Source organism: Bacteroides sp. AM37-9, from assembly GCF_003603455.1.
Lineage (GTDB): Bacteria > Bacteroidota > Bacteroidia > Bacteroidales > Bacteroidaceae > Bacteroides > Bacteroides xylanisolvens.
The window spans coordinates 1-24214 of the sequence record NZ_QTNF01000042.1; the positions used below are offsets into that span (position 1 = coordinate 1).

A 24214-nucleotide genomic window follows, 5' to 3' on the forward strand; every position below is an offset into this window, starting at 1 on the left:
TAACAATTTAACTAACTGAATCAGCTAGTGATTTCAACTACTGATTCGCATTATTAATCATTTAAGAACGAACATGGAAGAACAGATAAAACGAGCTGTCAGAAATTTGAATATCAGTTATGTTTTCTTTTGGGTGCTCCCGGCATTTTTGCTTGGGGCAGGAGAGTTTGAACTCTTTCCCGTAGGAGGTTTGGTAGATAACGCACCGGCTATCTACTATTTTGAGACGGTCGGCATTTTGCTTACTGCTTTGTGTGTGCCTCTTTCTCTCAAATTATATAGCTTGGTGCTTAAGAAAAAGATAGATCACATGACTATCACGCTTGCCTTGAAGCGATATGTGCAATGGAACATTGTTCGCTTGGGAGTGCTTGAAGTAGCTATTGTGGTGAACCTTTTGTGTTACTACCTGACGTTGAGCAGCACGGGTAACCTCTGTATGCTGATTGGCCTCACAGCGTCACTTTTCTGTCTGCCCAGTGAGAAGAGATTGCGTAACGAACTTCACATTGCAAAAGAAGAAAAGCTATGAGACAGTCTTTCTTGATGAACGAGCGTATCTATCTTCGTGCGGTAGAACCGGAAGATATGGATATAATGTATGAGATGGAAAATGATCCTTCGATGTGGGACATCAGTAACTTTACGGTTCCATACTCCCGTTACGTGTTGCGCCAATATATTGAAGGTTCGCAGTGTGATGTGTTTGCGGATAAGCAATTACGTTTGATGATGGTACGTAAATCCGACCAGTGTATCCTTGGTACGATTGATATTACGGATTTCGTTCCCCTTCATTCGCGGGGAGAAGTAGGAATTGCCGTGCATAAGGATTATCGGCAGCAAGGGTATGCCACCGACGCATTGAAGCTGCTTTGTGAATATGCTTTTGATTTTCTGTCTTTAAGTCAGCTTTATGCACATGTCACGACAGATAATGACGTTTGTGTAAAGCTGTTCACGTCTTGTGGCTTCGTTCAATGCGGATTATTGAAAAACTGGCTGCAAGTGGAGGGCTGCTACAAAGATGCATTGCTCCTCCAATGTTTGAATCCTAAGAAATAAAATATTAGTTGAGAGTAGGCACTTGTGGGAAGCGTGACCACGTTTCGTACTTGCTGCCTAGTTTCTCTAAAGCAGTCCGCCACATATCTTTGATATTGTTTTTCATCAGATATGATTTTTCTTCTTCAGACACCAGCCATGTGTTTTCTCTGATTTCGTTATTTAACTGTTCGCTGTCCCATCCGGAATACCCCAAGAAGAAACGGATACATTCGCTGATTTTATTCCCTTGTAATATATATTTCTTTATTTCATCAAAATCTCCATTCAGATAAAGTCCTTTGCTGATAGAGATAGAGCCGGGGATGTCTGATAGTGTATGGAGGTAAAATAAAGTATCAGTGGCAATCGGTCCACCTTTGTATAGAGGAATCTCGTCCAGATATTTAAATTCCATGATGATATCGTTCAGGAATAATGGCAGTTGTTTGTTGATAACCAATCCCATACTTCCTTCGTCCGTATGATCGACCAGTAAAATTACGGACCTGCCAAACGTTGCGTCACGCAGAAAAGGTTCAGATATTAAAATCCTTCCTCTTGATGGTAACACATTATTCGATTGAATCTTAAATATGTCAGAGTCGATATTCATGCCACTAATGTAAGAAAAAAAACGGAATAACAATCGTTATTTCCGTTTTTTTTCATTTAAAGAATGGCTTTTATGAATATCTTATGTCAGATAATCAGGCTATCGGATGATTTTCTGCAAATAGTTTCATTCTTTCGTCCAGTTGCGCATACTGATGGTCTTTAATAAAAGAGGTACACGCGCGCAAACCTTCCTGATGGCTTCCTGTTGTAACCAATGAGATCGCGCTTACTCCGTAGTACATCAGTTCTTTGGCCAGTTCGCCGCTGGTCATTCCCGGATATCCGATGGTAAAATAGAATCCGTCCGCAATCGGGTCGCCCAAGTCGTTGTCATATACCAGGTGGAAACCGTGACGGAGGAAGATTTCTTTCAATTTTTGTGCTCGCTCACCATAGATCTTCACTTCGTTGAGGAAGTTATATTGTCCTTCGTTGGCAGCTTTCAGCATGGCAGCCATGGCGAATTGTGCGGAATGACTCGTTCCTGATGAAAGTGCATAAAGTACGCGATGGATGAAAACAGTTCCAAAGGTACCGCCGCCATATCGTTTGGTCAGTCCCGGATAGCTTCGGTGGTATAATTTATCAGAGATACAGCTTACGCCAATACGCTGTCCGGCGTAGCTGAATGCTTTCGAACCGGAAATCAACAATACATAATTATCTGTATAATGGGCTACTGATGGCTGGAAAGGAGGTTGGTATGGTTTGCTTAAATCCTGCCGGAAGTCCATGGCAAAATAAGCCAAGTCTTCCAAAACAATCACATCATACAGCGTTGCCAATTCACCGATAATCTGCAATTCTTCCTCTTTCAGGCAAATCCAACTGGGGTTATTGGGATTCGAATAAATGATAGCTGATATATTTCCTTTTTTCAGATAGCTTTCCAGTTTCTCTTTCAGTTTGTCTCCGCGGTAGTCATATACATCAAACGTTTCGAACTTTTGTCCCATTACTACCAACTGCTGCTTCTGTACCGGAAATCCGGGATCGATGAATAAAATCGTATCTTTCTTTTCGTCGCATTGGCTGCAAGTGAGGAATGAAGCGAATGTTCCTTGCATAGAGCCGGTAACAGGTACGCATCCCTCCGGATTTAAATCCACGTTGATAAATGCTTTGATAAAGTTGGACGCCTCTTTTTTCAGTTCCGGCAATCCGTTGATATCGGGGTATAGGCTGGCAATGCCATTTTGTAACGCTTCAATCTCTGCTTTCACACCTACTGCGGAAGGAGGGAGCCCCGGAACGCCCATTTCCATTTTAATAAATTCAACTCCCGATGCAGCTTCTGCTTTTGAAGCAATAGCTTTCACTTCCCGAATGGTAGCTTTTGAAAAATCGACAATTTGAAACTCATTTATAGTTTCATCAATCAGATGTCGTTCAATTGGTGTATTTTTCATTCTATTTTCTATTTTATTAGTAGCTGCAAATGTACACGATAATTCTTAATAAACCCACTTTTTCAGAAAAAAGATACTGAAGCTATTGCAGGTTTCAAAAAAATATCTACCTTTGCATCCGCAATCGAGAGAGATGCTTTAGTGAATATTTTGGTGCGTTAGTTCAGTTGGTTAGAATACATGCCTGTCACGCATGGGGTCACGGGTTCGAGTCCCGTACGCACCGCACTTTCCAAATGAAAAATCCTCTGGTTTCTAGTAAATCAGAGGATTTTTTATTTGGCAGATAGCGATTAATCGCTATCTGTTTTTTCCATCATATCCCCATTTTATATAAATAGCTCCCCAGGCAAATCCTGCTCCGAATGCAGTGAGAATTAGGTTATCTCCTTTTTTGAGTTTATCTTCAAAATCCCAAAGGCAGAGTGGGAGAGTGCCTGCACTGGTATTGCCGTATCGTTCAATATTAACCATGACCTTTTCGGCGGGAACTTCCAAACGTTGTGTTACAGCAGTGATAATGCGTTGATTAGCTTGATGGGGAATCACCCAGTCGATATTGTCTTTGCTTAGATGGTTTCTTGCAATAATAGATTCACAGGCATCTGCCATGTTAGATACCGCGTATTTGAATACAGTGCGTCCTTCCTGATAGATGTAGTGCATTTGATTATCCAATGAATAATAAGAAGGGGTGCATACGGAACCACCGGCTTTAATATGTAAAAAAGGTAATCCTTTACCATCTGTCCTTAACACAGCATCCATAATACCCAAATCTTCAGTAGTAGGTTCAAGCATGACGGCTGCTCCGCCATCGCCGAAAATAGGACAAGTTGCCCGATCGGTATAGTTTATTATTGACGACATCTTTTCAGCACCTACAACCACCACTTTCTTGTAATTTCCGGAACGGATAAAGTTAGCTCCTGTTTCCAATGCATATAAAAAACCACTGCAAACGGCCTGTATGTCGAAAGCAAAAGCTCTTTTCAGTTCCAGTCTCTCACATAAAATAGAAGCAGTGGAAGGAAGGCGGTAATCAGGAGTTGTTGTAGCTACAATTACCAGATCAATATCATCCGGATTTGTATGGGTGCGTTTTATCAGTTGTTTGACAGCTTTACGAGCTATGTAAGAAGTTCCTAGTCCTTCATCTTTCAGAATACGCCTTTCCTTAATACCAATACGCCCCATAATCCATTCATCGGTGGTATCTACCATTTTTGAAATCTCATCATTGGTCAAGATATAATCGGGTACATATCCTCCGACTCCTGTAATTACTGCGTTTATATTTTCCATTTGTTTTATCTAGTTTGGTAAATTGAATAAGGAGGTTGATCCAATAATAAAAATGCGGGCGCAAATATATGGAAAAGAGACTGAAATCCAATATTAGTTTGTGAAACTGTAGCCTTTTTAATTAATAAAAAGGAATATTTGACCAAATTTTGTCTGACTTTTTAATAGACGATTTTTGTTTAAGGTGACAGACTGTCGTAAATACTTGATTGATAGAGCATCATGAGTACTATTCCAATATTGGTAACCAAGAAGTTTGCGAGCAACTTGTTTTGGCATAAAGATGGCATGTCGGTTATTCAATTTGTACCTGTCAGTAATGCATGATAATAGTCAGTTATTCATTGAAAAAGTATTGCATATGTGAAAATATTTTGTTAATTTTGTAGATATAAATCAAAGCTTATTTATCATGAAAGAATTCACAATACGTGCGTATGGCCGTATGGAACTTGCCTCACTTTATTCTCCCGAACTAACCGACATCGCTGCTTATCGAAAAATGAAGAAATGGATCCTGTTATGTCCGGGACTTCTACAACGCCTGTATGACCTGGGTTATCAGCCCAACTGCCGTTCTTTCACACCTTTGGAGGTAAGAGTGATTATAGACGCATTGGGAGAACCATAAGACACGGGATAAGATTGTTGAAACTTTAAAAAAAGAAGAGATCGTAAAGCATTGCTTTTCATAACCTAAAGCATCGCTTTACGACCTCTAAAGCTAAGCTTTAGCTCTTGTAAAACACTGTCTTATTATACCGTTCAGGTAGTTGTATTCTTTTTCATCCAATCTATTCCGGGTACGTAATCCTCCAGTTTCGTCATACTCGGATCATGTCTGAAATAAAGCTCACCAGTCATTCCGTTGCGGTGTTTCACAATACCCATCACACCCAATCCATCTGTAGAGTAGGTGCTTTTGCGGTCTGTCGCACGTCCGGAGAGAGCAGGGCGGGAAAGCATCAGTACTAAATCAGCATCTTGTTCGATAGCCCCACTTTCGCGAAGGTCACTCAAACTGGGACGGTTGTCGGGATGCCCCTCTACATTACGATTTAATTGACTGAGTAGTATCACAGGGATATGCAATTCTTTTGCCATCATCTTGGCTTTGCGGCTAGCTTGGGCTACTTCCTGCTCTCGGTTGCGGTTGTGTTGGTCTGTTTTCATGTCACACAGTTGCAGGTAGTCGATGATGACACCGTCACATTTTCCTTTACTTTGTAGCAGTTTAGCAGAAGAACGAACGTAATCCATACTCACCGACGGATTATCATCGATATGAATAGGTAGATGAGACAACTCTGTTGATGCCTCGTGTATTTGCCGTAATTCGCTGGGAGTTAATTGTCCGCTGAGGAGATGATCGGGGTTAACTCCCGTAGTGGCAGCCAGTAGCCAGCGGTCTCCCAAACGTTCACCTTGCATTTCAAGACTATATACAGCAATGTGATATCCCGCCGAAGCAGCGGTGCGTGCCAAATGTAGGGCGAATGCCGTTTTCCCTACTGCAGGACGGGCAGCTATAACAATCATGTCACCTGCTTGCCAGCCGCATGTCAGGCGGTCAAGATCAGTAAATCCGGTTGGCAACCCTGTGACACCATTCTTGTTGGAGGCTGTACGGACTTCTATTAGTTTAATGGTATCCTCCATAAGTTGCAGCATAGAACGAAGATGCTCGGTAGTACCACATTCCTTTTCCAAACGATCGAGGAGGGAATGGGCGTCTGCCAAGGTATCGTCTATATCAGTCGTTTCGTCGGCAGCCAGTGCCAGCAGTTTGTGAGATCCTAAAATCGTTTCACGACGGATATATTTCTGTTTGAGAATCCGGGCATGATATTCTAGGTGAGCACTCGACACTACGCGTGAACTGATACGCACCAGTGTATAAAGCCCTCCTATAAATTCGAGCTTGCCATGCCGGGCAAGTTCTTCTTTTATGGTCATGATATCAATTACTTGCCCGGCATGGTACATACCCTGCAAGACAGCATAAATCTCACGGTTCGTTTCAGTGTAAAATACTTCCGGCCGTAATATGTCGGCAACCAGTGTAATAGCTTTGCTTTCCAGCAGGCAGGCGCCGAGCACGACTTCTTCGAGTTCGGCGTCCTGTGGGTTTGTTATCTCACTCATTTTCTTTTCTAATAGTCATATTCATTCATAAATGCCTTATTTGACAAATAGGAGGCAGCCTGCATACAGTACTTGATATCCGCCAGATTATCATAATATTCATCGATGTGACTAAGACTGAGACAACGTTCGTTGACAGATAACTTGTTCCATTCCCGACGAGCACGGCCGACATTGGTTTTAGGCTTCCGGGTAATATCATGATATTTTTCCCAAAACGCATCGAAGGTGATACCGTCAGCTTCGGCACGGACACTTTCCCGACGTTTCTGTCCGACCAACAGATCGTAGTCGGGTATGCGGATGTGAGTGATATATGGATTAGACAATCTTTCGATAATACCTTCATCGTACATTTTATTGAAGAAATACCGCGTGCGACTGCGTTTCCAACCGAATAATTCTGCCCAATGAACCATGGACATTACAGATTCACCCCGCCGGCATTGAAATGTGTACTGGTGGATGCGACATTCCACAGTACTATAATTGACATGCGTTAATACCAAAATAAACGCGTCGAAATATCCTGTTGCACCTTTAGTCACTTTTATTTGCTCCTCGAATAAGACTTTAGGGAAGAGGAGATATCCCTTTTTAAGCATTTCTGCTGTAGATTTAATCATACTTTATATTGTTTTAATTTGGTGCGAAGGTAGTCCGGTTGGTTGAGATGTACAATTTTACGGTTATGAACGGCTAAATATTTTAATATTGGCTCATGTGTCCAATACCCCTGATTATTACCTATATTTTTGGACCTCTCTGTCTGCCTTCTTCTACTCTTGCTCAAACGCCCTGTTAAAAGGGGAGGTCGGTATGCCTATATTAGCACTTCGACCACCCCTTCATCCATTAATATATAAATGAAAAAAAGAATGTATTAAAATACATTATATCTTTTTCCCCATTTTCGGGACAGCAAGATATGAATTCTTTTTTATCATTTCGTATACTAATGCAGGCGTTCCCCAGAACCTTACAATAATCGCAATTTGCTGAGGAGTGAGCGTTGTGGTATGCGGGGTGAATCCCGCTTCCGTGAGTTGGTTCAGTAATACTGCATGTTCTTTGATGATCCGCCGGAACGCTTTCACCGCTGAACAATTATACTGATAGTTCGGAAAATAAGCTACTGCCACTTCGGACAGTGCATGGCAGCCATGAAGCAGCCAGTCAAAAGATTGATTATCCATTGTTTAAAATATTTAAATATTCCGCAAAAGTACGATTCGTTTCATTGGAAGGAAAAACCGATTTTATGATGCTGGTAATTTAAATGTGTTATAAGTATGAATATTTTTAAATAAAAATCTAATTATTTAAACAATCTTCTCTATATTTGCATATGAGATTAGATTTTATATGGCATTTTCCCGGTTAATAATCAGTAAGGTCAAACCGTTTATATATAACTAAATTTTATAATGTCAAAAGGAATAGAGAACATAAAAGAACGTTTACAACGAAAGCGTGAACAGTACATTCGTCAGGAAGAGAAAATAGAACAAATGAAATGTACAATGCAAAACACTAGCGAGGAAATAGAGCAGCTGGAATATGTTCTTAGTGAAATGGAACACATATCGGATACGCATCGTGAGCCACGAGTGATTCCCAATGACAAAGTGGGAGACGTGTTTGCATATCTCTGTCGGGTGTTTGAGTTTTTACAGCACCGCTTAAAGCTGCATTTTAAATATAAACTGGCATGTGAAGTCATCTTTGCCCGTTATCAATTTCAAAGCCGGTCGCATACTCCCGGGCGGGAATATCTAAGCTTTGCCACCATACTGACTTACTTTAAACGTGAGAGAGGAATGACGGACGGGTGATTTCAAAAATATCGAAATATAGAGATAATAACATGAAAAACAAATGTTTTAGGAACAGAAATGACGAATTTGATATTTTTTCCTTATTTTTGTGTGTCCATTTTTGAATGATATGATACAGATAATACGATTAAAAGGAAAAGACAAACATTTATATCGGCTTGTGGCGCCGATGGTGATGGATCCCGAAGTGATACGCGCAAACAATAATTACCCTTTCAAGACGGGCGAAGAGTATGTGTGGTTTATTGCGATTGAAGATAAAGAAGTGGTGGGCTTCGTGCCGGTGGAACAGAAAAGCCGGAAGAAAGCTGTAATCAATAATTATTATGTAAAGGCAGAAGACGCCGGACGGGAGGAAATCCTGTCGCATTTGTTGCCTGCCGTTATTGCGGAATTCGGGCCTGAGAGTTGGTTGCTCAATTCGGTCACACTGGTACAAGATAAAGAAACATTTGAAAAGTTTGAATTTGTATCGATGGACAAGAAATGGACACGGTATGTAAAAATGTATAGATAACTTATGGCGAAAAAGAAAATAGCAGGCACAAAGAATGTATATGAATTAGCACAAGAACGACTAAAAGTTATATTTAATGAATTTGATAATATATATGTGTCATTCTCCGGAGGTAAAGACAGCGGGGTACTGCTGAATATGTGTATCGATTATATCCGGAAGAATAACCTGAAGGTACGTTTGGGAGTTTTTCACATGGATTATGAAATCCAGTATAAAATGACCATCGACTATGTGGACCGGATGTTGGAAGCTAACAAGGATATTCTGGATGTGTACCGGGTATGTATTCCTTTCCGTGTGGCTACCTGTACCTCGATGTATCAATCCTTTTGGCGTCCCTGGGAAGATAATAAAAAGAATATATGGGTTCGTTCCATGCCTAAAAAGGCAATGACCAAAGATGATTTTCCTTTTTATAATACAACCATGTGGGATTATGAATTCCAGATGCGTTTTGCGCAATGGATACACAACAAAAATGACGCAGTGCGCACTTGTTGTCTGATCGGAATCCGTACACAGGAGAGTTTCAACCGGTGGAGATGTATCTATATGAGCCGTAAATTCCAGATGTATCATAAATACAAATGGACTTCAAAAGTAGGGAATGATATTTATAATGCCTATCCTATATTCGACTGGAAGACAACGGATGTATGGACGGCCAATGGAAAATTCCAGTGGGATTATAATACTTTATATGACCTTTACTATCGTGCCGGAGTCAATTTGGAGCGTCAGCGTGTAGCAAGTCCTTTTATTAACGAAGCGCAAGAGAGTCTGCAACTTTATCGGGTGCTAGATCCCAATACCTGGGGCAAAATGGTCGGAAGGGTGAACGGTGTGAACTTTACCGGTATGTATGGCGGTACTCATGCGATGGGATGGCAGTCGGTGAAACTTCCTGAAGGATATACATGGCGAGAGTTTATGTATTTCTTGTTGTCCACTTTGCCGGAACGGGCGAGGAAAAACTATCTTCGTAAACTTTCAGTGAGCGTGAATTTCTGGCGGACAAAAGGTGGATGTCTAAGTGATGCTACCATCCAAAAGTTGATTGATGCGAAAGTACCGATTATCGTTATGGACAACAGTAACTACAAAACGTTGAAAAAACCGGTACGTATGGAATATCAGGATGATATCGACATTCCGGAATTCAAAGAAATACCCACGTATAAGCGAATGTGTGTTTGTATTCTTAAAAATGACCATGCCTGCAAATATATGGGATTCTCACCTACGAAGGAGGAGATGAGTAAGAGGAGTCAAATTATGGAACAATATAGAATCATAGTATCATGAGTGTAGATAAAAGCCCTGTTTACGAGGTAAAAGCGGTACCCGTAGAAAAAGTATATGCGAACGATTATAATCCGAATGTCGTTGCACCGCCTGAAATGAAGTTGCTGGAACTTTCTATTTGGGAAGATGGCTTTACAATGCCATGTGTATGTTACTACAATAAAGATGAAGACCATTATATACTGGTGGACGGCTACCATCGCTATACGGTATTGAAAACTTCCCAACGAATCTATAAGCGTGAAAACGGCTTATTGCCGATTGTGGTGATAGACAAAGACCTGTCTAACCGTATGAGTTCGACCATCCGGCACAACCGTGCGCGTGGAATGCATAACATTGAATTGATGTGCAACATTGTTGCGGAACTTGACAAGGCAGGTATGTCCGATCAATGGATAATGAAAAATATTGGTATGGACCGTGATGAATTGTTGCGTCTGAAACAAATTTCAGGACTTGCCGATCTGTTTGCTAATCGCGAATTCAGTATTCCTGATGAGGTGGCACCTACGGAAACAGAGCGTAAAACCTTATAATTTGATAACTATATATACATATAGAAATTGAACTTTTTGTCATTTAGGCACAAATTATACAAGTTATTGGGCTATTTTGTTGTATAAAATAGCTATGTCTTTTGTCTAATTTGTGCCTAAGTTGTGTCTAAATGACACAGAAAACTATAACTTCCCTCCATTGTCCAAGTTTTTATGAGAGAAACTTGGGATTTTTTTAATATTCGCATATCGAAAGAAATGAGGATATTAAATATTTTTGTTGTGAATTTCGTAACCCTCTTGTTCGCTACCTGCATAATTAGCCTCTTTATTCTAAGTTGATTCTCTGTAACAGAAATGAATACAATTTTGTATCTCCTTTAATATTCCGAAATTTGCAATATGAGATTTGGACAAAAATATTGTCCTGAGAGAAAAGCAAAAAGAGAAATAAGAGAGATATACAAGAAGTAGAAGAAAGTATATTAGAGAATTAATGAGAGAAATAACAAAACTTACAATCAGTATTTTATATTTGATTTTTTTATTATCTGTGATGTGTGTGCAGGGGTCGAATGTGACCGGCACTCTCTTTCAATTAACATCGAAGGTGACAACTTGTGCGGATATATATGCCAGGTTGTTGACTAAGCCGTTGAGCAATCCTTTGCTTGGCTCTCTGTCTTATAGTGACACTCAAGAAACTATCCCCATGAATTTATAACATTAAAAACAGGAAATTTGGAAAAAGAAGTTCATATTAGACAAAGGGAAGCTGTTCCTGCTACGGGAAGTACACTTCAGCTCATGCCTACTGGAAATTTAAATTCGGAGGTGTATGAAATCGATTATTTCTGCCTTACGGGCGAAGTGGATGAAAGTGCTAAAAATTGGATTCGTCTGTATTCTTCCGTAATGCCGGAGGGACATACAGGAGAAGAACGCATTATCGTTGAAGACGGTAAGATCTATATTAAGGTATTGCCCAATGTAGAGGCGGATTCCAGAAACGGAATCGTACATCTCACAACAATGGTGTCTTCCGTTAAAACGGGCATCAGTAATGTGCAACGCATAAAAATAGATATTACTCAATTGGGGCAATAAACAACAGTAAATGTGATATAAATGAAGAAAGTTGCTATACTCATATTATTCATGCTCGGATGTGCCATTTCCGAGGGTCATGCCCAGAAGGTTGCGCTGAAAAGCAATCTGCTGTATGACGCTACTACTACCATGAATCTGGGACTGGAGATCGGACTGGCGCGTAAATGGACGCTGGATATTCCGGTCAATTATAATCCGTGGAAACTTTCCGACGGCAAACGCCTCCGTCATTTGGGGGTACAGCCCGAAATCCGTTACTGGTTTTGTGAGAGTTTTCGCCGTATGTTTGTCGGAATGCATGGACATTATGCCGATTTCAATGTAGGGGGATGGCCCGACTGGTCTTTTATCAGTGACAATATGCAGCATACGCGTTATCAGGGATATCTTTATGGTGGTGGCTTTTCCGTAGGATATTCGTGGATTCTGAAAAAACGCTGGAGTATAGAAACATCTGTCGGAGTGGGATATGCGCACATTGTATATGACAAGTATCCTTGCGCTACTTGTGGTACGAGACTAAAGGAAAGCAGCAAAAACTATTTCGGGCCTACTAAAGCAAGTGTGTCACTTATTTATGTAATTAAATAATGAGGAGTATGATAATAAGAAAAATAGGTTTCCTTGTGTGTATGTTGGTGGTTTGCAGCCTGAATATAAACACAGCTATGGCTCAATCCCGCTCTTACGAAGGTGTCATTACTGTGAATCCGGTGCGGTTGGAACAGAAAGGTGATTTTATTCATGTCGATATAGATTTTGTTTTGAATAATGTGAAAGTGAAATCTGCCCGGGGAATGGATTTTATTCCGCGGCTGGTGACTCCCGGACGTACTCAGAATCTTCCGAAAGTTTCTATTAAAGGTCGTGACGAGTATCTGGCGTATGAGCGTGAGCTTGCGTTGATGAGCGCCAAAGAGAAAAGAAACTACGAGAAGCCATATATAGTGGAAAAAGCTGGAAAACTAAGAAATGATACGATTCGGTATCAATATCTGGTTCCGTTCGAATCATGGATGAAGGATGCGCGCTTGGACGTGCAGCGTGATGAATGTGGTTGCGGCGAAACGGCATTGATGAACATAGAGGAGTTTGGCAAAGTGACGTTGGAACGTGTATGGACGCCTTACGTAGCGGTTCCTCAGTTTGCTTATCTGCAACCGAAAGCGGAAGAAATCAAACAACGGGATATTCAAGCAGAATGTTTTCTGGATTTCGAGGTGAATAAAGTCAATATTCGTCCCGAATACATGAATAATCCTCAGGAACTAGCTAAAATCCGCAAGATGATCGATGAGCTGAAGTCCGATCCGAATGTGAAAGTGAACCGTCTGGATATTATCGGTTATGCTTCTCCGGAAGGAACATTGGCAGCGAACAAACGTCTGTCTGAAGGGCGTGCCATGGCGCTTCGGGATTATCTGGCACACAGATACGATTTTCCGAGAAACCAATACTACATTGTCTTTGGAGGTGAAAACTGGGACGGACTGGAGAAGGCGCTTGAAACAATCGAATTGGAATATAAAGACGAAGTGCTGGATATTATCAGGAATATACCTATTGAAAAAGGAAGAGAAACAAAACTGATGCAACTTCACGGAGGAACACCTTACCGATACTTGTTGAAGTATATTTTTCCAAGTTTGCGTGTGGCTATCTGCAAAGTGAATTACGAAGTGAGGAATTTTAGTGTGGAGGAAGCGAAAGAGATTATCAAGACGCGTCCGCAGAATTTGAGCTTGAATGAAATGTTTCTGGTGGCTAATACCTATCCGACAGGCTCGCAAGAGTTTATTGATGTGTTCGAAACGGCTGTACGGATGTATCCGCAGAGTGAGATTGCAAATATAAATGCTGCTACTGCCGCTTTATCACGCAATGACTTGGTTTCGGCCGAACGTTATCTGGGTATGGTGAATTCGAATAAGAATTTGCCGGAATATAATAATGCTATGGGAATATTAATGTTAATGAAGGGAGATTATGAATTATCGAAGAAGTATTTGAAGGTCGCAGAGCAGTTAGGTCTGGATGCAGCTAGGGGCAATCTGGAAGAATTAGTCAGGAAGAAGGCTAATGCTGCCGAGATGAGAAAAAATGGTAAGTAAAACTTACTAATTAAGTGGGAAATTATATATGTATTAATTCTAATAATTTTTTGTATTATGCTAAAGATTAAATCAATTTTAGTTTCGTTGCTGGCCGTTGTGGCATTAGCAAGTTGTTCAAATGAGAATCTGGAGGAAAATCCGGAGGTTGAAGGGGGAGCAGGTTATGATGTAGCTTACGTATCAATTAGTCTGACTAATCCAAAAGTGCCTGGTTCACGTGCTTCTGGTGAACAGCCGGCTTTGCCTGCAGAAAGCGCGATTAATGAGCTTTATGTGATTACGTTCGATGCGGGTAAGGTGGTGACTAAGGATGAAAAGGCAACTAAGTATGCCACGGTATTGGGATCAGGTTCTTTCGGAACAAATAGTGGAGTTACGACTCCGAATACTCCGGTTAAAGTGGATCCGAATACTAAGTATTTGCTTGTTATAGCCAATCCGGGTTACCAATTAAAGGATCGCTTGGATAACCTTTCAGAGGGTGCAACCTATGCTACCATCAATGCAATGGTTACAGTTCCTGAAAACAATACTAAGCCCAACAATGCTTATCTGGTAGAGGAGGTTGTACACTCCAATGGTTGTGCAATGATTAATGTCGGATTCTACGATGATTCCGATTCGGATCCATCCAATCATGCATGGAAAGATGAATGTCTGCTCGATGTATCGGACAAGATTGTTTTGGTCAGTGACTATAAATCGGAAGCGCAAGCTCAGAATGCAGCGAAAAGTAATCCGGCTACTCTTGAGATAGAACGCCTTGCTGCAAAGTTGGAAGTTATGATTGGCAGTCCATTAGCAGTTGGACCTTTTGAAGATGGAACAAATGCAAGTCTTGGACAATTTGATTTTGGAAACTGGACTATAGACTACTATAACTCTCTGTTCTATCCTTTTGCAAAGAAGACTACCACAGCGTCATCTCATACTACCGGATTCTACAAAAGTAACTTCTATACAGTTGACCCGAACTTTACGACTGCAGGTGGAACTGAATATCTTACAGGCATTGTTAAGAATACACTTGATGCTAACCGCGAACCTAAGGTAGAGTGGGTTGCTGAAAGTGCAGATGCGGGTGATAATTATAAATACTGTATCGAGAATACGATGGCTGAAGGATATCAGAAGTTCGGTGCGGCTACGCGTCTGGTACTTAAGGGACAGTATGCACCTTGGAAGTCCGGTGAATTTACTTTGGGAGATGACTGGTATCGTCTTCCTAACGGAACTAACTCTGTAAACTTCAAAAGTTTTGCTGACTTGCTGGCTGCTTATACACCTGCTAAAGCTAAACAAACAAACTCAGACCCTATGACCGCCCAGGAGAAACTCTTGGTTACAGCATGCGAACTGTTCTATACTCAGATACAATCTGAACTTACCACCAATGATCCGGGTAGTTTTGCTCTTCTTACACAGACTATTCTTGATGACAACAACATTAAGAATGGTGGTGAACTGTGTAAAAAAGAAGGTTGCATCTATTGGTATCCAAAGAGTCTCAACTATTACTACTATGAGATTCGTCATGACAATGCAGCCAACTCTTATATGGAGTATGGAAAATACGGTGTAGTACGTAATAACTATTATACGCTTACGCTGACAAAGGTAAATGGTAACGGTACACCGTGGTATCCTGGTGGTGGACCCGAAGATCCGGATGAAGAAGAAGATATCGATAAGAAAGGTGCTTATCTCCACTTTGAGATTAAAGTTGCTCCGTGGATATACTGGACTACAAATTTCGAAATCTAAAGAAACTCTTTACTTTCAAAGAAAACAGGGCAGTGCGGACTGCCTGCCCTGTACTTTTTTTAATAGATATTCTGTGCGGAACAGACCGCCGAAAAAAGTAAAAACAAGCCGGTGACAGGCTTCCCAAAAACAGCACTGAAATATACCGGCGCATCCGAGATGCAATGAAATGCAAAGCGCGCCCCTAAAAGAGGAAATAACCGGAGGTCACAAAATAGAGATCTCTGACAATATAAAATGGCAAACCGATAGGGTTGCCTCCTAAAAGAAAAAGATATGTTCGGAAAAACTAAATCGCTGTTCCTTATCGTTGCTTCGATGCTATGTATGGCTTCGTGCGACAGTATACGCGAAGACCTTCCACGGTGCGAGCTTTGGTTGGAATTTGTATTCGACTACAATATGGAATATGCGGATGCATTTAATCCGCAGGTTAAATCGGTGGATGTACTTGTGTTCGACAGCGATGATAAATTGCTTTTCACCAAAAGTGCCGAGGTTGCTGCGCTGGTGGGTGGAAACCGGATGTCGTTGACCGACGAGCTCGATTTCGGAAGTTATAAAGTACTGACCGTCGGAAGTCTGTCTGACAGATTCCGTCTTTCGGACAATGCAGGTAATAAACTGGCACCGGGAACTAGCACCCTCCAACAGGTCATTGTATCCCTGAAGCGAGAGACGGATGTTGTTAATTTCGAGTTTCAGCATCTTTACTTCGGAGAGGTTGTAGAAGTGGACCACCTGCCATCCAGTACCGACCATAAAATTTATCCGGTGAACCTGATACGTGACACCAATCGGTTTAATCTCGCGTTAATGGGATATGAGGAAAATAAAGTGGATGGCACACAATATACATTTGAAATTCAGGCGCCGGAAAATGCAGTTTATTCCTGGGAAAACGAACCCGCAGGACAAGGGCCGGTTACTTATGTGCCTTACTATACAGGTCCGGGTGAAATATCCGACGTGGTTATGTCCGCACGCCTGAACACGATGCGTTTGCTCAACAGGAGTGGATGGGATTATAAATTTATTATAAGGGATGCGAATACCGAAGCTGAAGTCTGGAGCTATAATCTGATGACACTCTTGAGTATTGCACGGCCGGTTTCCCGTTACGACGGAACGGAGCTTCCCTTTCAGGAATATCTTGACAGGCAGAGTGAATGGAACCTGATATTTACAGTTGTTGAAAAAAACGGAGGAGGATTCCTTCAAATTGGTATTGTCGTGGGGAACTGGATTCATTGGCTCCACGGGATGGAAGTTTAAGAATGAGAAAAAAGCTATTACATATCATTTGTCTGGCATCCACCATCCTTTTGTTCTCATGTAGTAGAGAAGCTGATGTGGCTTATGAGTTGCCTGCCCATACTACCCGGGCGCAACTTAGCATCGACTTGGTGAACAATGGGGATGTGGAACAACAGGAGAAGATAAACTCCATGCGGTTTATCGTATTCGGCAGCACGCCCGGTGGCGTGAGGCTGGATGTGAATGAACACATCCTGTTGAGTACTCCGGAGACAGCTACTGATATAGATGCGCAACTTCTCGAAGTGACGTCCAGTAATGATATCCTGGTCGTAGTTATTGCCAACGAACCGCAGAGCCTCACAAGCAAACTTGACGGTATAGCCAATCTTTTGACGTTGCAGGAGATGATTTACGATATCTCCAGCATACTGAATAGTGACGGGCAGATTATTTCGGCAACCGGAATGCCTATGACAGGAGTGATCCGGGATATATCCATAGCACCTGATGAAACCAAAACAGTACAAATGGTGATCGAACGTGCCGTAGCCCGGGTAGATGTCTTTATCGAAGCTATAGACGGTGGGGCGGTGACCGGATATATTGCCGGAAGCACTAGTGTCACCTTGCACAATTTCTCCTACGATAGCTATTTCGTGATGGGAAACGTGGACAACGGCACGCGTGATAACACCGACTCTTCAAAAAACTACGGAAAAGTGAAGGAAGACGTGTCGGAAAGCAATTTGTTAACGCATAAGTGGACAGCTGCGACTACAGAAACTTGGGCATATTCATCTGCTCCCGGAGCTGAAAACCGGAAGTTGCTTTGCTCGTTCTACACAGCCGAACGTCTATTCAAGTCGGATTATTCCGACCGACTGTCTATCAGTATGGCTAATGTCCCGAAAGGCCCTTCGGACGTCACCGGAATAACCGAGAAAGTAATTGAAAGCGTAACAAAGGTTGACGGTACAGGCAGTCCGACAGCGCAACCTTTTACAGAGATCCGTCGGAACAATGTGTATCAGGTAACGGCACGCGTAGGAAAAATAGGTATTCAAATACTGACGATAAGCGTAGAAGATTGGGGTGAAAGACAAGACATTGATCTGGATATGGACTTGTAATATCTTTCGTTGATTGTTTTTAATTTCGGAAAAGAAGTAAGATGATAAAGACTATAAATAATATTAAGATGATTATGGCAATGGCTGTCCTTTCGGCTGTCCTCTTTTCGTGTGTCAGAGAAGAGATGACGTGTGATAAGGAATTAATTGTTGTGCAACGTATCGGAGAAGGCGGCTATGTCTACACTCGTGGTGCGGCAATCTCTTCGAATACTGATCTGAAAGAAGAGACTTTCGGTCTTTACGGCTCACTGACTCCCAATGCTTCCGTTCCCCAACCATACTTCAATGCAAGTGCCACGGTTAACGCCGACCTGACAGCCACCATCTCGCCGTTGCAATATTGGCCCGGATTGCTGAATGCGAGCATGAAATTCTTCTCCTGGTATCCGTACAACGATGCGAATGCGCCGACTGCGAGTTTCACTGATCCCGGAGAAATGGTGCTGAATTATACAGCGAATGCATCCGCCGCCAATCATGTCGATGTACTGGCGGCTATATCGGGCCCTGTATGGGTTGAGGGTGTGAATATACACTTCTACCACACATTGACTAAGGTTACCTTTACATTCAAGAAAGTAGCTCCTGTACCGGATGAGGTGACTATCGAGAAAATAGAATTCCAGAATGTGGGAAAAAGCGGTAAACTTGCCATGACTGAAATTCCGACCACCACGACGAAAAACGGCAAACCGAAGTTTGTCTGGAGCGATGTCGCCACCGGGAAGGTCGTTTCTACTCTCACCGATAACAAAACGGTGACCGAAGATGCCACCTTGATGGGGGATACATTCCTCATGTTGCCGACCGACGCTTTCTCCGCAACCGCCAAAATCGTTGTTACCACCAACTTTGGCGACCGGGAATTCCTGTTCAGTGATATTATCGCCAAGAACCCGCACTCTTGGGAGTCGGGCGAGTACATCAACTACAATCTTACGATATCCAACGAAACCTATCAGCTTTCAGCCACGCCGCTTGAATGGACGGAAAGCCCGGTGAATGTGATTTTCGACAAACAATATTATCTCAAGTTATCGCAGACCAAGGTACAGACGGCTGGTGATGGTGTCACTGTCAATATAGAAGCGAAAACGAATTATGATGCCAATCCGGATACGGGCTATCTGCCGGGTGCGTCATTAAACAAAAGTACTATGGATACGTGGGCAACGGTTAATATGGCCGAGACATCCTTTTCGGGAGGTGTATATACCTATAATATCCAGGTTGTGATGCCCGGATTTAACTCCGGAACCGGAACTAAGCGGGAAACAGGCTTTTATATCAATGCCGGTAATCTGCGGCATCATGTACTGTTGAGCCAGTGGAAAGAAGACGGAGAGTGGTTGACCTCGAACGTAGAATTGGACGGCAGTGATGGTGGAACCGGAAATATGCAACGTCGCAAGCTTGTCTTTACTTCGGGCAACCCGGGAACGTGGGAGTGGAAGATAACCCAGATACAGGATCCGGATAAAATTCTGCTTAACAGTGAGACAATGCTCGAAACAAGTGGCGTGAGTGGTGATGTGGTTTACTTCTACTTTAGAGCCGATGCTGTGTCCGGTGATACGGCTACACTCACACTAACCAATACGAATGGTGATAATCTGCCAATAGCGGTGACATTGACCGCGCCATAATGGCGAATATACAATATTAAAGTTTAAGGAAAGGAAATAGAAATATGCAATATGGGATTTCAATCATAAGAAGGTGCTATCTTTTGCCTGTTTTGTTAATGACGGTATGGCTTACCGGATGCGTACAGGAAGAATTAGGGTCGACACCTTCTCCAACAGGAAACGGTATCCGGTTTACATTAACGGTTCCCGATGTAAACCTCCCGTCCGTATCTTCGCGTACGATGACTGGAACGGGAACAGCAAAGAAAGAAGACGAAATAGAAACGGTGGATATTCTTGTTTTTGATATGTCAAAAACACCGGCGGTATACCTGGAATGCGTCAGCGCTACAGGAGTTACTCAGGACTTGGCTGACAATTCCACTGTGAGTTTCTCTGCTGTGCTTTCTCCCACTACCGCATCTACTTGCATCGTGGTTGTGGCAAATAAGGAACTTGATAATATTGTGCCGGGCTTCATAAAGGGAACGACCACCAAGGTTGAGGCAATGGAAAAGATGCTCCACGCCCAGACCGGCAAATGGCTGGCAGACGGTTCGACGACTGATGGGTATACGCGGATTCCGATGTACGGGGAGAAGGTAATAAGCAAAATCACTCCTTCGATGGATCCGATAACTGGCATAAATATGAAACGTATGCTGGCGCGCATCGATATCCGTAATAACAGTGCCACTTCGAATTTCACGGTCGAAGAGGTTTACCTGGCTAATTACAATACCACCGGATACATTGCTCCGGCATGGAACACGAACGGGCAGGTTACTGACCCGGCTCCGGATACTCCGGTTCTCCCTGTGAACAGTGGTAAAATGACGGAAGAAGGGGATGCAATTCTTTACTCCGTAAATGGCAACACACCCTACGAAGGGGAGATTTATACATTTGAATCTATAGCAGCAGAGGATGTCGGTGGTGTGGGACAAGATGGAGAAGCGAGCCGTAAGAATGCTACTTGCCTGATTGTGAAAGGAAGAATCGGTACGGGCGAATCGACATTTTACCGGGTGGATTTTACCAAAACCGGAAATACAGGAGAGCAGGTGGAATATTTGTCCTTGAAGCGAAACCATAAATACATCATTACCATTACTAAGGCGTTGGGAATCGGTTATAAAAGTTTTAGCGAGGCGTTGGCATCTTATACAGTCATGTCCAACCTGAAATTCCGATTGATACACTATGACCGTGATAAGGTCAAAGATGTAGTCTACAATGGGCAATATATGCTCGGAGTGGGTGAATCGGAGGTCGCTGTAACTCAATACCAGAATAATAGTTATGCCATAGACGTTTTTACTGACAATCCCGGCGGTTGGAAGGCCACCGTTACTGCAGGGAGCGACTGGCTCAAATTTGAAGGTGGAGCCGATGCGGCGTCGGGCGTTGCGAACGATGATACCCAACTCAAATTGAAGATTCCTTATTTTAATAATGATAATATAGGTGTTGAGCGTAAGGCTACTGTTACGTTGACGGCAGGGCGCTTGACTCACAATATTGAAGTGACGCAGTATACGATAGATCCGGGAATTATCAAATTTGTCGATGCATACGGAAATGTGTTGGAGAGAGGTCTTTTTTTCCCGATTAGAAATCCCGATGGTGACGAACTCCCTCTCGAACCGCAGACGGTGTATGTCATGTTTTCCGTGGATAAGATAGAAGGTAAACTTTTTGACGCTAACGATATCGGTATGATCCAATATAATGCCGGCGGTTTAATTCCGCAATTAGACAGGACGAATACGGTACCATTCAGTGAAAGGGTGCAGGCGTTTACCATACAGCCTAATCCGCGAAGAGCAGGTGATGGTACTGTTGAAGATGGTGAAGGTTGGTGGTGGCGTTGGGATTTCATCTTATTCGGCCTGTACGATAAGGAGGGATACCTCACTCGTGTACAATTCCCCATCAATCAAGGGGAGTTGGAATTCTCATTCCGATATATTCCCACTACAGTCAATAGCCGTACTTATAAAGTCAATCTGGGTGCGGAGCAATACTTGCAATTGTTTGTCAATAACAATTGGGAAATTATGGATATTGAGGAATTGAATATAACGAACGATGATGGTACCGGACTGATTCGGACCGATTCGGATAATGATGTAATTATAGGCAGAAAGAATGCGGACGACAAGATGTATCTTGAGTCTATCATAGGCTATAATGACGGAAAGGGTAATGATGTGGTTGGCCACGGATACGATTTTAGGCTGAAGCTTCACCCTGGCAAGTGGAAAGAGGGAAAAAGTGGAACGATAAGAATCACGTTCAGAAATGTAATGCATACTGTGTCGGATGAAGAATTCCCGTTTTATCGTACGATTGACCTTCAGATGGTATCCGAAACCAAATCTTACACAACTGCAGGGGAACCTCTTTTCTATCTTTATCCACTTCGGTTTGATAACAGGCTATATTATAAGGAAATAGGCGAGACGAAGCAAAGTGTGGGACGGTTGGAAAATGTAGCCGATGCGGAGGATATCTGTAGGAATATAGGCGATGGTTGGCGTCTGCCTACTGCCAGTGAACTGTTGCTGTCATTCGCTTATGAAAATGCTTTGGGTGGCAATGCAGAGAATTATAATAATCATGATAGCCAGAATATATATGGGTGGTATCAAAACTGGACCGGTAATTACTGGACTTCATCATACTATGAGGCTAAAGGCTCTGCTACCCGTTTTTGGATGGAGATGTCGGCAGGTTTTTTGGATTCCGAATCTATTAGCAAGAATAATTATTTCCGTTGCGTGAGGAATAATACAAATAGTGGAAAGAAGTACCCTTATCTAACGGTAGAATCCTCGGGGGTCACTATTGTCTCTCGTGATGCCAGTGGAGGAACGGATCCTTCGGTATTATTTGCTTCAGGTGAAACTCCGGGTACAAGTGACGCGATGAATAAGATTGCTCCTAAGTTTCAGATTGAAAATACCAGTAGTAATGGTAAAACTTGGTCGGAAGCAAAAGCGGCATGCGAAAACAAAGGGAGTGGCTGGCGTCTGCCTACCCAGCGTGAGATGTATCTGGTGCTCAGTATGGGAGGGGCCGTTACCAGCATTGAAAACCAAGGTTTCGGTGGTTCGACTACTTGGACAGGGAGCGGATTCGAGAAGATTAGCGCTGTACATTGGACATTGACTTCACGCGATGGCGGCTATTGGGTGGTCGGACATAATAATGGAGAATTCGGCGCATGGACTACTGGAGAATCCACAGATTGGGCTTGGTATCGTTGTGTGCGCACAATAGAATAAAAGCTAAAAGAAAAGAGCTGTATCAGAATGAAGATAAACAACATTCTGATACAGCTCGTCTTTTCCCCCTTTCCTTTATATCCTAAAATCTACAATTGTTTACAACGTATTGATAACTTCCAACTGCTTTTGCAAGAAAGCAATACGCTGTGCTTCTCCACTTTCCGAAACCAGAATAGAGTGGCGCTTCAACGATTGAATCCAATTGCGTTGCATCTGGCAGATATATGAGCTTTGCGAATCCATCGAGTTGATAGAATATACCCGCAGCAGACTGACTTGGTAATCATGTTTCTCGATATAACTGTAAGTGGCTTCGAAACTGATATTGGACAGATAGAAAGATACTTTCTTGTTTTCGCTGAACTCTCCTTTTATGGACAGATGTTCTACCACGCCAAGTAACTGAAGAAGCTCTTCCTTTAAATGCATGACATCGTCCTTGCTTATCAGATTCAGACTGGCAAAGTACTTGATCTCTTTCACAAAAGAATAAAAGATATTTGTGTCCCAGATGAAAAACGTTTTTGGACACTGCCTTATACTTTCACTCAGCTTCTTATGTACATTGACGATCCGTTCATCTACAGACATCTCTTCCAAAGAATGTGGCGTCTTTATATCTCCATTCTGATACATCCATCGGCAAAGACGGAATTTAGACAAATTCTCATAGGAAGAATAAAGTGTAAAGGGCAGGGAATTGGATGCAGTATACACCTCCGTCGTATTATCTGTTTTCACATAGTCGAAAATTTGCAGATAACGGTTGATTATTTCGTAATAACTTTCCAGCGCACTGGAAGCATGAAGCAAGTTCAGGTCGAAAGTAACTTTATTAGAGACATGGCTACCGACAATCTGGTCGATAGAAATACCGAGTTTTTGAGAAAGCAGTGCTACTTCGTCTATTGTAAAAGACACCTCACCCCTCAATCTGCGATAGACAGCTTCCTTTCCCATGCATAAAATGTCAGCCAAAGTATTGGCCAGATTCATATCTTGAGGAATTCGCTCCCTCATTGTAGATATTAATTCGTTTAGAATACCATTTTTCATTGTTTGTTCCTTTAATTTTAATGTTAATAATCTCTGTGATACATTCTATGCAAAATTACGTCTTGTGTTTGAAAGATTTGTGTGGTAAAACAGAGATGAGCGTACAGGTCTTTTTCTGATTGGGAATCAAGTGGGTAGGATGGGAACAGGGAATGAAAAAAAGTAGATAAGA

22 protein-coding genes and 1 tRNA gene are annotated in these 24214 nt (G+C 42.3%); 16 read left to right on the top strand and 7 right to left on the bottom strand.

Annotation, left to right across the window (positions count from 1 at the left end; all coding sequences use genetic code 11):
* Positions 1-73: 73 nt before the first annotated feature.
* Together DW862_RS22110 and DW862_RS22115 are read left to right on the top strand one after the other, a co-directional pair.
* The gene (locus DW862_RS22110) at positions 74-532 is read left to right on the top strand and encodes a hypothetical protein (RefSeq protein WP_044131866.1); all 459 of its coding nucleotides are present in this window, start codon (positions 74-76) and stop codon (positions 530-532) included.
* Entirely contained in the window at positions 529-1065 is a 537-nt protein-coding gene (locus DW862_RS22115) for a GNAT family N-acetyltransferase (RefSeq protein ID WP_004326972.1), read from the top strand. Before DW862_RS22110 ends, DW862_RS22115 begins: the two co-directional genes overlap by 4 nt.
* Positions 1066-1069: 4 nt before the next feature.
* Here the strand turns inward: DW862_RS22115 and DW862_RS22120 are convergent, their stop codons facing one another.
* Together DW862_RS22120 and DW862_RS22125 are read right to left on the bottom strand one after the other, a co-directional pair.
* Entirely contained in the window at positions 1070-1660 is a 591-nt protein-coding gene (locus DW862_RS22120; protein WP_004300427.1) for a YqgE/AlgH family protein, read from the bottom strand.
* A gap of 94 nt (positions 1661-1754) precedes the next feature.
* Positions 1755-3071 carry a pyridoxal phosphate-dependent aminotransferase gene (locus tag DW862_RS22125; protein WP_120070453.1) on the bottom strand — a complete coding sequence of 439 codons (1317 nt, stop codon included), beginning with the start codon at positions 3069-3071 and terminating at the stop codon, positions 1755-1757.
* Positions 3072-3223: 152 nt separating this feature from the next.
* Here DW862_RS22125 and DW862_RS22130 point away from each other — a divergent pair.
* Positions 3224-3297 (top strand) — tRNA-Asp (locus DW862_RS22130).
* Positions 3298-3371: 74 nt separating this feature from the next.
* Here DW862_RS22130 and DW862_RS22135 read toward each other — a convergent pair.
* Positions 3372-4376: a beta-ketoacyl-ACP synthase III gene (locus DW862_RS22135; protein ID WP_117683760.1), complete on the bottom strand. Its 1005-nt coding sequence runs from the start codon at positions 4374-4376 to the stop codon at positions 3372-3374.
* Positions 4377-4788: 412 nt separating this feature from the next.
* On the opposite strand from DW862_RS22135, the gene DW862_RS22140 reads away from it, so the two are divergent.
* The gene (locus tag DW862_RS22140) at positions 4789-5007 is read left to right on the top strand and encodes a DUF4248 domain-containing protein (protein WP_008022164.1); all 219 of its coding nucleotides are present in this window, start codon (positions 4789-4791) and stop codon (positions 5005-5007) included.
* 134 nt (positions 5008-5141) lie between these two features.
* On the opposite strand, the gene dnaB is transcribed toward DW862_RS22140, so the two are convergent.
* From dnaB to DW862_RS22155, 3 genes are all read right to left on the bottom strand, one after another.
* Positions 5142-6521, bottom strand: coding sequence for a replicative DNA helicase (gene dnaB / locus DW862_RS22145; RefSeq protein ID WP_055236510.1), 1380 nt, complete (start codon positions 6519-6521; stop codon positions 5142-5144).
* 8 nt (positions 6522-6529) lie between these two features.
* Positions 6530-7147 (bottom strand): hypothetical protein, encoded by a 618-nt coding sequence (locus tag DW862_RS22150; protein ID WP_074706544.1) that lies wholly within the window; start codon positions 7145-7147, stop codon positions 6530-6532.
* 267 nt (positions 7148-7414) lie between these two features.
* The gene (locus tag DW862_RS22155) at positions 7415-7717 is read right to left on the bottom strand and encodes a DUF4248 domain-containing protein (protein ID WP_055236512.1); all 303 of its coding nucleotides are present in this window, start codon (positions 7715-7717) and stop codon (positions 7415-7417) included.
* Positions 7718-7948: 231 nt separating this feature from the next.
* Between DW862_RS22155 and DW862_RS22160 the strand changes: the two genes are divergently transcribed.
* The 12 genes from DW862_RS22160 (at position 7949) to DW862_RS22220 (ending at position 22983) form a co-directional block, all read left to right on the top strand.
* Positions 7949-8356: a hypothetical protein gene (locus DW862_RS22160; protein ID WP_055236513.1), complete on the top strand. Its 408-nt coding sequence runs from the start codon at positions 7949-7951 to the stop codon at positions 8354-8356.
* A 112-nt stretch (positions 8357-8468) separates the two neighbouring features.
* Positions 8469-8876: a hypothetical protein gene (locus tag DW862_RS22165; protein WP_008022169.1), complete on the top strand. Its 408-nt coding sequence runs from the start codon at positions 8469-8471 to the stop codon at positions 8874-8876.
* 3 nt (positions 8877-8879) lie between these two features.
* Positions 8880-10184, top strand: coding sequence for a DUF3440 domain-containing protein (locus DW862_RS22170; RefSeq protein WP_004313604.1), 1305 nt, complete (start codon positions 8880-8882; stop codon positions 10182-10184).
* A complete protein-coding gene (locus DW862_RS22175) occupies positions 10181-10723 on the top strand; it encodes a ParB/RepB/Spo0J family partition protein (RefSeq protein ID WP_004313605.1) in 543 nt (180 codons plus the stop codon). The genes DW862_RS22170 and DW862_RS22175 overlap by 4 nt, the downstream gene beginning before the upstream one ends.
* A 702-nt stretch (positions 10724-11425) precedes the next feature.
* A complete protein-coding gene (locus DW862_RS22185) occupies positions 11426-11791 on the top strand; it encodes a hypothetical protein (protein ID WP_120070456.1) in 366 nt (121 codons plus the stop codon).
* 21 nt (positions 11792-11812) lie between these two features.
* Positions 11813-12385 carry a DUF3575 domain-containing protein gene (locus DW862_RS22190; protein WP_004313607.1) on the top strand — a complete coding sequence of 191 codons (573 nt, stop codon included), beginning with the start codon at positions 11813-11815 and terminating at the stop codon, positions 12383-12385.
* 8 nt (positions 12386-12393) lie between these two features.
* Positions 12394-13905 carry a DUF3868 domain-containing protein gene (locus tag DW862_RS22195; RefSeq protein WP_087321852.1) on the top strand — a complete coding sequence of 504 codons (1512 nt, stop codon included), beginning with the start codon at positions 12394-12396 and terminating at the stop codon, positions 13903-13905.
* Positions 13906-13962: 57 nt separating this feature from the next.
* Positions 13963-15672: an Mfa1 family fimbria major subunit gene (locus DW862_RS22200; RefSeq protein ID WP_004308188.1), complete on the top strand. Its 1710-nt coding sequence runs from the start codon at positions 13963-13965 to the stop codon at positions 15670-15672.
* Positions 15673-15948: 276 nt separating this feature from the next.
* A complete protein-coding gene (locus DW862_RS22205; protein ID WP_004308186.1) occupies positions 15949-16947 on the top strand; it encodes a FimB/Mfa2 family fimbrial subunit in 999 nt (332 codons plus the stop codon).
* A 2-nt stretch (positions 16948-16949) separates the two neighbouring features.
* Entirely contained in the window at positions 16950-18062 is a 1113-nt protein-coding gene (locus DW862_RS22210) for a fimbrial protein (protein ID WP_004308184.1), read from the top strand.
* Positions 18063-18103: 41 nt separating this feature from the next.
* Positions 18104-19711, top strand: a complete 1608-nt coding sequence (locus DW862_RS22215) for a fimbrillin family protein (RefSeq protein ID WP_004308181.1) — start codon at positions 18104-18106, stop codon at positions 19709-19711.
* 44 nt (positions 19712-19755) lie between these two features.
* Positions 19756-22983 carry a fimbrial protein gene (locus DW862_RS22220; RefSeq protein WP_120070459.1) on the top strand — a complete coding sequence of 1076 codons (3228 nt, stop codon included), beginning with the start codon at positions 19756-19758 and terminating at the stop codon, positions 22981-22983.
* Between the two features lie 99 nt (positions 22984-23082).
* Here DW862_RS22220 and DW862_RS22225 read toward each other — a convergent pair whose 3' ends face one another.
* Positions 23083-24042 carry a hypothetical protein gene (locus DW862_RS22225; protein WP_008022188.1) on the bottom strand — a complete coding sequence of 320 codons (960 nt, stop codon included), beginning with the start codon at positions 24040-24042 and terminating at the stop codon, positions 23083-23085.
* Positions 24043-24214: the final 172 nt, after the last annotated feature.